At 45.8% G+C, this 6,171-nt stretch carries 7 protein-coding genes and 1 pseudogene; 4 read left to right on the forward strand and 4 right to left on the reverse strand.

Annotation, left to right across the window (positions count from 1 at the left end; all coding sequences use genetic code 11):
• Nucleotides 1-101: 101 nt before the first annotated feature.
• Nucleotides 102-281: pseudogene (locus tag V6C93_RS30085) on the forward strand (IS4 family transposase); the annotation flags it as partial.
• A gap of 186 nt (nucleotides 282-467) precedes the next feature.
• Here the strand turns inward: V6C93_RS30085 and bioF are convergent.
• The 3 genes from bioF to V6C93_RS30100 all read right to left on the reverse strand — a co-directional run bounded on the left by bioF (nucleotide 468) and on the right by V6C93_RS30100 (nucleotide 2,096).
• Complete coding sequence (bioF, locus tag V6C93_RS30090; RefSeq protein ID WP_333480358.1) at nucleotides 468-1,637, reverse strand: 8-amino-7-oxononanoate synthase; 1,170 nt, start codon at nucleotides 1,635-1,637, stop codon at nucleotides 468-470.
• Nucleotides 1,638-1,646: 9 nt separating this feature from the next.
• A complete protein-coding gene (locus V6C93_RS30095; protein ID WP_333480359.1) occupies nucleotides 1,647-1,892 on the reverse strand; it encodes a hypothetical protein in 246 nt (81 codons plus the stop codon).
• Nucleotides 1,893-1,958: 66 nt separating this feature from the next.
• Complete coding sequence (locus V6C93_RS30100; RefSeq protein WP_333480360.1) at nucleotides 1,959-2,096, reverse strand: hypothetical protein; 138 nt, start codon at nucleotides 2,094-2,096, stop codon at nucleotides 1,959-1,961.
• A gap of 16 nt (nucleotides 2,097-2,112) precedes the next feature.
• On the opposite strand from V6C93_RS30100, the gene V6C93_RS30105 reads away from it, so the two are divergent.
• Nucleotides 2,113-2,598, forward strand: coding sequence for a GNAT family N-acetyltransferase (locus V6C93_RS30105; RefSeq protein ID WP_333480361.1), 486 nt, complete (start codon nucleotides 2,113-2,115; stop codon nucleotides 2,596-2,598).
• Nucleotides 2,599-2,793: 195 nt separating this feature from the next.
• Nucleotides 2,794-3,189, forward strand: a complete 396-nt coding sequence (locus V6C93_RS30110) for a hypothetical protein (RefSeq protein WP_333480362.1) — start codon at nucleotides 2,794-2,796, stop codon at nucleotides 3,187-3,189.
• Between the two features lie 280 nt (nucleotides 3,190-3,469).
• Here the strand turns inward: V6C93_RS30110 and V6C93_RS30115 are convergent, their stop codons facing one another.
• Nucleotides 3,470-5,008, reverse strand: a complete 1,539-nt coding sequence (locus tag V6C93_RS30115; RefSeq protein ID WP_333480363.1) for a tetratricopeptide repeat protein — start codon at nucleotides 5,006-5,008, stop codon at nucleotides 3,470-3,472.
• Nucleotides 5,009-5,137: 129 nt separating this feature from the next.
• Between V6C93_RS30115 and V6C93_RS30120 the strand changes: the two genes are divergently transcribed.
• Nucleotides 5,138-5,830, forward strand: coding sequence for a TrkA family potassium uptake protein (locus V6C93_RS30120; RefSeq protein WP_333480364.1), 693 nt, complete (start codon nucleotides 5,138-5,140; stop codon nucleotides 5,828-5,830).
• Nucleotides 5,831-6,171: the final 341 nt, after the last annotated feature.

The following is a 6,171-nucleotide window of genomic DNA, read 5'->3' on the forward strand; positions in this document are numbered from 1 at the left end:
AGTTGAAGCTAGATGAGTTGAAAAGACTTGATACCTGGCTCCATAGCCTCATTGCCGAGCTGGAATCCGAAGAGCTAGAGCCACCCCATTCGTGAAAAGTTAAGGATTTATTGCCACATTTAACAGCCGCTTGGTACACCAGAAAGAGTCGCCCGATACCTGAAAGTGTGCAATTTACTCTCTCAAAATTTGAGAGGGCTTGGATAGTAGACTGTTCTACGTTGGAAGCCTTATTTCGCAAGCTCGGTAGCCTAGAAGATGTACCTAAGGGTCAATTAGCCCAATTTTTTTTTCAGCCTCTTCTCAACTCCCCTTGACAACTGCCACAAAGCCTTAACTTGTCACCAATGACCAGAAATAGCTAGATCAGCTCGCAGAAATAACCCATCGCTGAAATTTCCACTCCTCACTAAACCTTCGGTTCCCCTCATCTTTAATTTCTAAAATTAAACGCCCTTGCTGCTTGCTCAAATAGCGATCGCACTCAAGACATCCACCAATTTCTCTAGGTGAGCGAGTTCGTGAGTTGACATTACAGAGAGGCGAATTCGACTGGTGGGAACCGTAGGAGGACGGATGGCTGGAGCAAAGATACCAGCCGATTTTAGTTCTTGTCCAACCTTGAGGGAATCCGCTGCATTGGCTAGGGAAAGACAGAGAATGGGTGATTCCGAGGGCAATAGTTTGAGATGAGGCAACCTTTGAGCGATTAACTGCTTCAGGATATCCACATTACGCTGAAGTTGGGTACGGCGTTCCGGCTCTTGTTGGACAATCTCAATGGCAGCTAATGCGGCGGCGGTATCAGCCGGGGATAAAGCAGTAGTGTAAATCCAACTAGGAGCGCGATTTCGCATGAAGTCAATTAAGGTAGCTGAACCCGCCACGTATCCCCCTAAACTTCCCAGTGCTTTACTCAGGGTGCCAACTTGAATGATCGCTCGTCCGGTACAGCCGAAGTATTCCACACATCCTGCACCTGTGGCTCCCAAAACTCCCGTCGCATGAGCTTCATCTACCAGCACCATGCAGCTAAATTCTTCGGCTAATTCCAATATCTCTGGCAATGGACAAAGGTCACCATCCATGCTGAAGACGGTGTCGGTGGCAATTAGGCAGCGACGATGCTGTTGTCGATGTTGAGCTAGCTTAATCTTTAAATCTTCAATATCAGCGTGAGCATAGTCTACAACGACTGCACCGCTCAAAATTGCCCCATTTTTCAGCGACGAGTGATTGTATTGATCGGCTAAAATCAAGTCCCGCTTCCCCACTAAAGCGGCGATAGTGCCTAAGTTCGCCAGATATCCAGAACTGAATACGATCGCGTCTTCGGTTTGTTTGAGGGATGCGATCGCATTTTCCAATTCTCCATGTAGTTCCCGATGACCACTCAGCAATCGAGAGCCAGTACTACCCGTACCATATTTTTGGGTTGCTGCGATCGCCGCTTGCATCAGCCGCTCATCTCCCGCCAATCCCAGATAGTCGTTACTGGCAAAGTTAATCACCTCCCGTCCTTCCAAGCGCACGACTGCACCGGGACGACTTTGAAGCGTTTGCACTGAGCGATACCAGTCCGCTTTGTGGATGGTAGTGAGGGATTGTTCTATCCAAGCATAAGGATTCGTTGGCATTAAGGATGGTCAGGATTCTGCTTCCGGGGAACTCTCCGTTTCTGGGGGCGTCTCAGTATATTGGATTTCAGCGGTTTTGCCTTTAACTGGGGATAGTCGTTCTACTAAGCCCATCTCAAAAGCAACATCTGGCAATTCACCCACTATATATTTTCCGGGCTGAAACACTCGCCCAGGGGTAAAACACATCTGTCTGAGCTCAACGAGTTCACCGGGGGCAAACATTCCCCTGAACATTTTCCGCTCAAGTCCCATGACTCACTCTCCTCAGTCAATCTTGATACTCTTTAATTGTGGCAGTTGAGGTAAGGTATGGGAGCGTTAGCGTGAGCCAAGCGAACCGTAAGCTAGCGAGACGTTAGCTACGCGAGCTGTAGCGTCGTCCATCGCTGTTGTATTTCCTGTTTTTACTGGCTCTGTGACGAAATCAAAGTTTTCAATGATTTTTTTACCACTCATTTGCCAAACTACTTGAATGGTAACGATACAGATTTATTTGCCCAACTACCAGGAGCAGATAATTAACTTAATTCTAGATATTCAGCAAAATGAGTTTAATGTTCCTATCCGCCTTGAGGAACAACCAGGATTATTAAAAATTCATGATTTTTATCAAAACCGTAGAGGTAACTTCTGGATTGCTCTAGATTATGATACCGTTGTCGGCACTGTTGCTCTGTTAGACATAGGTAATCATCAAGCCACGCTTCAGAAATTCTTTGTCTGCAAAAATTACCGAGGTAAACATATTGGTGTTGGTCAACAGCTTCTGGATACCCTTCTAGCCTGGGCTATGCATCAATCCATTAAGGAAATCTATCTGGGTACAACAGAAGTATATAGGGCTGCTCATCGCTTTTACGAAAAGAATGGGTTTATTGAAATTAAATCAGTAGAATTACCCAATAATTTTCCTTTACTAAAAGTCGATACAAAATTTTATAAATACGTTCTGTATTAGAGAAAGTGTTGGAAAGACCTTAGGGAAGTAAGAATTTAAAGGAGCCGATTATAGGAATCGGGTTGTAACGATATTGTAGGTTTTCATTACTAGTGCATTAGCCGATTATTGGTGATTATAATATTAGTAAATAGGGTCACACCACTCCAGTATTTTCTCTCTTCAGATAAACCCATAGTCTAGAAAAATGGCGTCATGAATACCCTAGAAGAAATTCAGGAAATTGCGTTGAACATGTCTCTGACATTTGATGAACCTCAATCTGTAAAGCTTCAGGTAAAGCGAATTACATTCGCTCAAAAGCAACTCCGCGCTCTTAAGAAAGAACTAAATGCAACTCTACGGGATATTAACCGACAAGCATCCCAGTCTAGGGCTGATAGTATTTTTTCTGGTGGGCTGGATATTTTCGGAGAGCGGAAGTGGGCTGGAAAAGTTAGGATAGCAACTCGACGGGCAATGGCACGAGAGAGGCAAGCCGCTCAAAAGCCTTATCTTGAGCTAAAGGAAGCTATTGATAATTTCATATTAGAAGGCGATCGCTTAAAGCTCATGGCAGAGGAATATCTTCTTTGCAATCAGAAGTACTAAATCAGTCGAAAGGATTTCTGGAGTTATTCTAGCGAGTTGAGTTTCAATTGAGTGGAATACTCCGACTTCGTAGGGGTAAAACATGCTTCCTACCCTGTGTTCTACGCATTGGAAGAATCACTCTTAGTGTGGCTTGCCTAGGATAATTAGTCTAGCTAGGGAATTTATGCTATTGAGGGTGTTGCTGACTCTCAACGATTGGTAAGACAATAAAGGCGATCGCATCTTCACGATCGCCTTCAACCCTGCCTACATCGCTTTCCTCAGAAATAGCGGCTAACTACGGCTGAAGCTTTTTGATCGTTTCTGCGATTTCCTGGGAAGACTTCACATCCCCTTGCTGATGGAAAAGTTCCGCTGCTGTGTGTAAATCTGCGATCGCTTTTTGATTATCTCCAAGGCGGCGGTACGCAAAACCCCGACAGGTAAGCGTAGTGGCATCGTTGCCATTCATCTGCAAGACTTGATTAAAGTCTTCAATGGCTCCCTGAAAGTCTCCTATCTGAAGCTTTTCTAGACCTTGCTGATAGTACTCCTTAGCGGTTGTCCCAACACTAGCCACTGGTATAGGTTGTAAAACTAGCTCGTTACTCAAGGAGAGATTTTTGGCTTTTTCTAAATCCTCCAGCGCTCCTGTGTAGTCTCTGAGAGCAGAACGCACAGTACTACGTCGGTTGTAGGCTTCCGTATTATTTGGATCGAGATTCAATGCCTGATTGTAAGCATTGAGTGCAGCTTGATAATCCCCTGACTCATATCTAAGATTACCTTGAAGAATCAGACCTTGGATGAGTTGTTGAGTTTCATCCTCTACAACCTCTAACTCATTGCTAAAAATAGGAGCCATCTGGCTGAAATACGCCTTGGCAGAAACTGGATCGAGATGCAGAGCTTGGTCAAAATCCTCAAGACTGCCCCAATTATCGCCTGCTTGTAAACGGGTATAACCGCGATTGAGGTAAGCCTGGGTATAGTTGGGATTTAGTTGTAGTGCTTGGTTAAAATCAGCGATCGCATCTTGATACTCTCCCAAAGCAACTCGATTCAACCCTCGGTTAAAGTAACCTTCCGCCAGATTAGGATTAATTTTTAAAGCTTGATTGTAATCTTCCATTGCTGTTTGATAGTCCTCTAATTCAACACGAGCTAAACCTCGGTTCAAGTACGCTTTTGGCAGATTAGGATTAATATGCAGTACAGCATTGCAATCTGCGATCGCTCCCTGATAATCCTCTAATTGCACACGCAGCGAGCTTCGATTCAAATAAGTTTTAATATGCTTAGAATCGATCTCTAGAGCTTGCTTATAATCCTGCATTGCGCCCCAGCGATCGCCTAATTCAGCACGAACTAAACCCCGATTACTGTAAGCCTCTGCATTACCAGGATTAATCCGCAGGACTTGGCTGTAATCATGGATGGCTCCGAGATAATCTCCCTTCTTGTAGCGGCTCCTACCCCGGTAATGGTAAGCCTCAGCACAATCAGGATTAATCCGCAAAACTTGGTTAAAGTCTTCAATTGCACGGCGATACTCGCCGCGATTAAATTTATTCAGTCCTTGGCTAAAGAGGTCAGATACTCCTAGCCCCTCTACTCCTGTACTATCCGCTTTTGTTTGCAGCACAGAAGTTCGTAGAGACTGTAAAGATTTGTCCTCAACCAATTGGCTTTGACTCGCTAAATCCAAGCCTTCCGTCAGGCTAGAAGACTCCCTGGACACTCGCCCATTCCCTGCTAAAACCATGATGTCGTTCTGTCGCTCGTTGTCGCTGCTCATATCCGCAAGCCCAGCTTTTCCCTCTAGCTGTAGTTTCACAAAAGCAATCGGCTCATCCGGAAGGTGCGCTGAGTACAGTGAATGCCAACAACTCGAAAGAGTTCCGTTCTTGGGGAAGAACGCTAAATAATAGAAGTACACGCAAAAGCGATACCTCCGAAATTAGCTATGTACGTATTGATTGGTGGAGCAGGGTTAGTGGGGCTGAATTTAGCCCAAGAATTAGTGGCCTTGGGGCATACAATTGCAGTCATTGATATTGACTCGGCTGCCTGCCGATATGCTCGCGAGCAGGTGGGGGTGATGGCGTTTGAAGGCAGTGCCGTAAATACCCAATTGCTGCTAGAAGCGGGAATTCGCAAGGCCGATGCACTCGTTGCTGCCCTCCGGGACGATCCACTCAATCTGGCACTGGTTACCCTTGCCAAACACTATGGCGTGCCTCACATTGTGACGCGGATGCGAAACCGGGATTTTGCCGAACCTTATCGTCTTGCCGGAGCACATCATGTCATCGGCACGATTGACTTAGCCGTTAATACAATGGTGACCGTCCTTGAATATCCTCAAGTTGAATCAATGATGCATTACGAGCAGGGACAGGTCGAAGTTTTCAAGCTGGCTATTCCACCAGATTCTCATGTTGCGGGTCGTAGCGTTGCCCTCATCGCCAAAGATTCCCGTTTTCCAGAAGGTTCTTTGATTATTGGCTATCAATCCCATCCTCATGCCGATCTAGTCATTCCCAATGGCAATACCATGCTGGAAGCTGGGTCAACGATTCTAGTGGTGACTAAATCTGAATTGTTGCATCAGGTGGTGGATTATTTGGGTCTTTGCACCAGTACAGCGCAGCAGTAATAAATGACTAGCTTGCCAATCTGGCTTAAGTGGAATGTCACTTAAATGATCGCCTGTTGAATTTGCCCCCTAAATCCCCCAATTTTGGGGGACTTTGAACTTTGGCTCCCCCAGAATTGGGGGTTGGGGGGCAGCTCGGCTCGTTAAATCAGTGCCATTCGACTTAAGTGGAATGTCACTGACTTAAGGAAAAAGTGATCGTTTCTTGGATAAACCCAGATTGGGGGGTCTCCCCCCAAACCCCCCACTGGGGGACGGAGTGCCTCCCCCAGACCCCCTGCACAAGGATTGGTTGGTGAGCTAGGAAAGTCTTTCAGTTAGTGACATTTACCCTAAATCCA

The organism is Allocoleopsis sp. (assembly GCF_036703385.1).
Classification (GTDB): Bacteria; Cyanobacteriota; Cyanobacteriia; order Cyanobacteriales; family Coleofasciculaceae; genus Allocoleopsis.

Coding starts and splice junctions, on each gene's coding strand:
- V6C93_RS30120 (WP_333480364.1), top strand. CDS start 5,138: ATGTACGTATTGATTGGTGGAGCAGGGTTAGTGGGGCTGAATTTAGCC.
- V6C93_RS30095 (WP_333480359.1), bottom strand. CDS start 1,892: ATGGGACTTGAGCGGAAAATGTTCAGGGGAATGTTTGCCCCCGGTGAA.
- V6C93_RS30105 (WP_333480361.1), top strand. CDS start 2,113: ATGGTAACGATACAGATTTATTTGCCCAACTACCAGGAGCAGATAATT.
- V6C93_RS30110 (WP_333480362.1), top strand. CDS start 2,794: ATGAATACCCTAGAAGAAATTCAGGAAATTGCGTTGAACATGTCTCTG.
- bioF (WP_333480358.1), bottom strand. CDS start 1,637: ATGCCAACGAATCCTTATGCTTGGATAGAACAATCCCTCACTACCATC.
- V6C93_RS30100 (WP_333480360.1), bottom strand. CDS start 2,096: ATGAGTGGTAAAAAAATCATTGAAAACTTTGATTTCGTCACAGAGCCA.